Origin of the sequence: Chroococcus sp. FPU101, from assembly GCF_017312365.1 — a bacterium.
Lineage (GTDB): Bacteria > Cyanobacteriota > Cyanobacteriia > Cyanobacteriales > Microcystaceae > Chroococcus.
The window spans coordinates 1-2847 of sequence record NZ_BLJI01000090.1 but is presented as its reverse complement, the minus strand read 5'-3'; the positions used below and the strand labels follow the sequence as shown (position 1 = coordinate 2847).

2 protein-coding genes are annotated in these 2847 nt (G+C 35.4%); one reads left to right on the top strand and one right to left on the bottom strand.

The window, feature by feature from the left end; genetic code table 11:
• On the top strand, positions 1-336 hold a 336-nt coding region (locus CFPU101_RS25110), incomplete at its 5' end, for a helix-turn-helix domain-containing protein (protein WP_206818602.1).
• Positions 337-1579: 1243 nt separating this feature from the next.
• Here CFPU101_RS25110 and CFPU101_RS25105 read toward each other — a convergent pair.
• Positions 1580-2140: a hypothetical protein gene (locus tag CFPU101_RS25105; RefSeq protein WP_206818600.1), complete on the bottom strand. Its 561-nt coding sequence runs from the start codon at positions 2138-2140 to the stop codon at positions 1580-1582.
• Positions 2141-2847 lie beyond the last annotated feature (707 nt).

Here is a 2847-nt window from a genome sequence, read left to right as displayed (position 1 = left end):
AAAGATGCTTTAAGAGTGTTTATTAAAGTCTGCGCTAAATTAGATTTTCAGAATTGGATTCAAATCTCACAAACTGATCTTGCAAAAGAATTAAATATAGACAAATATAGAATTTCTAAAGCTTTTAAACTTCTAACGGAAAAAGGTATAGTATTATCTGGCCCAAAAGCTGGTCGCTCTTTTGCTTATCGCCTAAACCCTGATTATGGCTGGAAAGGCAAAGTTAAAAACCTTAATGAGTACCGCCAGGAACAACAAGATCGGGAAAATCGAGAGTTTAAAAACAAACACCTCAGAGCCGTAGACAATCCCATCAAACCTGATGAATCTGAGTGATTACTTCTTTCCCATCCGCCCAAACAACCGTAAGAGTAAATCGAATATCTTTAATCGCTCAACTGTTATTGATGTCAGAGATTCCATCTCTCACACTCTCTAAGGGCAGATGGGAAGAAAATCTCATCTCCTTGCTAACTTGTCAACTTGTTAACCACTTAACTTTTTAACTTCCTAGTTTTTCATCTTCTCCCCGCGATCGCCCTCGGAAGCTTCTTGTATCAATAAAACTTGATATGTGCTTTAAAGTCTTCTCTAATTCATGAACTGATGAGCTTTACAGCCTGCTACGCGGTCATAGTTCGATAAGAGCGCGTAACCCACCTCTAAGCTAGTTGCTGACAGGATTCTTAGTTAATTTAACTCTTTTTTGGGCAGATGGGAAAGAAGTTAACCCAATCTCCCTAGCAGCTTCTTCCAAATCTAACCCCCTCAAAAAATGCCCCTAAAAGCTTCATTATCTTCTAAACGACATTTATATTTGCCCTTCGGAGCAACCCGCCTCAAATCGCTTTTTCTCCTCAACAGAGAAGATATTCTTTTCCCATCCGCCCGAAAAAGAAATTAAACGGAGGGCGATCGCCTTTCACTTTGACTCAAGATTTAATAGATGGGCAGATGGGAAAGAAGTTTACTTTCTGTCTACTTAACTTGTCAGCTATTTAACTTGTCAACAAGTTAACTTATTATATGGTTGTAGTGTTAGCAAGTATTAAAGTCATTTTGTCCTCTGGTTAGATCACCTGAATAACTCCTTAGTCATTAACTGTTATTAACTGTAAACAGTACTTATTAGTCATTAACTGTAAACTACATTACTAAAGTTATTTACAGTTAACAACCTAAGTTAACTATTAGCTAATTTATTTATTTACTGTAATCTTTGGTAAATTTTTATAGATGGTTACTTAAAGTTGTAAACTTATTATATATTTTATCAGGTTCTTATCCTACAATGGTTTTAGCTATGTTAATTACTATAATTTACAGTCCTTTACTCTAAAAATTATGTCGACGCTCAGAATGGTTAGAGCAACATATTAAGATCCAAGCCTACCTCTATGCTGACTTGTCAGCTAAACTCACTGCTTGGATGAAAGAAAAAAACATCACTCAACTTTTACAGGCAATAGTAGCCATCCTCGAACATTATCTAAATGATCGCTTCCATCTGAGATCTCAAATATTATTCGATTTCACTTATAGAGAAGAGTGGAGTCTTTTATTTGACTCTAACGACTTACTAAAAATCCCTCTCAGTTTCATCGATCAATTGTTGATGTCGTTCCATCTCCCTCCTAGCTCTAACTTGAGCTTTTCGTATATTTGACAGCCAACTTTTGATGTAGTAATCTAAAGCAGAGAATAAAGATAATCCAACAGAAAACTCAATTAAGAAGCTTTGTGTTAGACCAGAAAAGTAATATCCAAAAAAACCTAATACTAAAGAAAATACTATTAATCCAACGTTAAATTTCCATCCTAATTTTAATCCAATTGGTATTAAGTAAAGGATAGTTAAAAACATAATAATTGAGGCAGAAATTTCACTAAATATAGCCTGCGAAAACGAACCAACAGGTCTAAAATAGGCAAGATAGCCAAAGAAAAATGCGACAGATAAAAGAGCAAAAACAAAAAGGATTAAAAATACTTTAATTGATAAAAAACGTATTTTTAGTAGTTTATGTACAAAAGGAGCTGCAGCTAGAAATTGTGCGTCTATGTAAGGCTGCAATGCATCGTAATTGATCCAAGATTCTTGAATATCATCTGGATCTGGAGTACTATAAATATTACGCATTATCTGGATTTAGTAAAGAGTTTATTAAATAGTATAAGCATTTGTTTGATATAAAACATTAATATTTAACTCTTTTTTAGCCAGCATACCCCGCCTATATACAAATGCTTCTCACTTCGTTTCAAGTTGGGGCGGGGTACTGGTTAGGGGGTTCCCCCCTAAAACCCCCAATGGACTAAGAAGAAAAAATCTTTTTTTACTTTAGAAAACGATTAACTAATCGAGTTAACAATTATCTTCTTTCCCATCTGCCCAAAAAAAATCTTTGGGTAATCAAGGCTGATCGCCTTGTAAATCGTGGCTCCTGTCGTCGCCAACTACCTTCACTACCCCCTCGCGATCCGCCCCCTGGGGGCTGCTCCAATCGACTCATAAGTTTAACTGATAAGCGTAGCTTATCCTTTTATGATACAAAGACAAATAAAAAAACTTATCAGTGGCTCTACATAAGAATTACAGAAGTCGATTGTTGTCAAATAACACAACTTAGTTGTAAAATAACACAACAATCACCAGAAATGGAGCTAATTATGAGCATGAGACGTGGAAAAAATACTCGTCACATATCCCAGTACGATAACCAAACAGGTGAATTATTACAAGGTGTGATTGTTTATTGTGGAGTTAAATGCAATCCGTATAAAGGTGGATTTCTTATGAATAATCAAGAAGCACTCGATTTGTTAGCTGAAGATGAAGACATGACA

What these genes read in the sequence shown, in the direction of transcription:
- CFPU101_RS25105 (WP_206818600.1), bottom strand. Translation starts at nt 2,140, where the DNA reads ATGCGTAATATTTATAGTACTCCAGATCCAGATGATATTCAAGAATCT.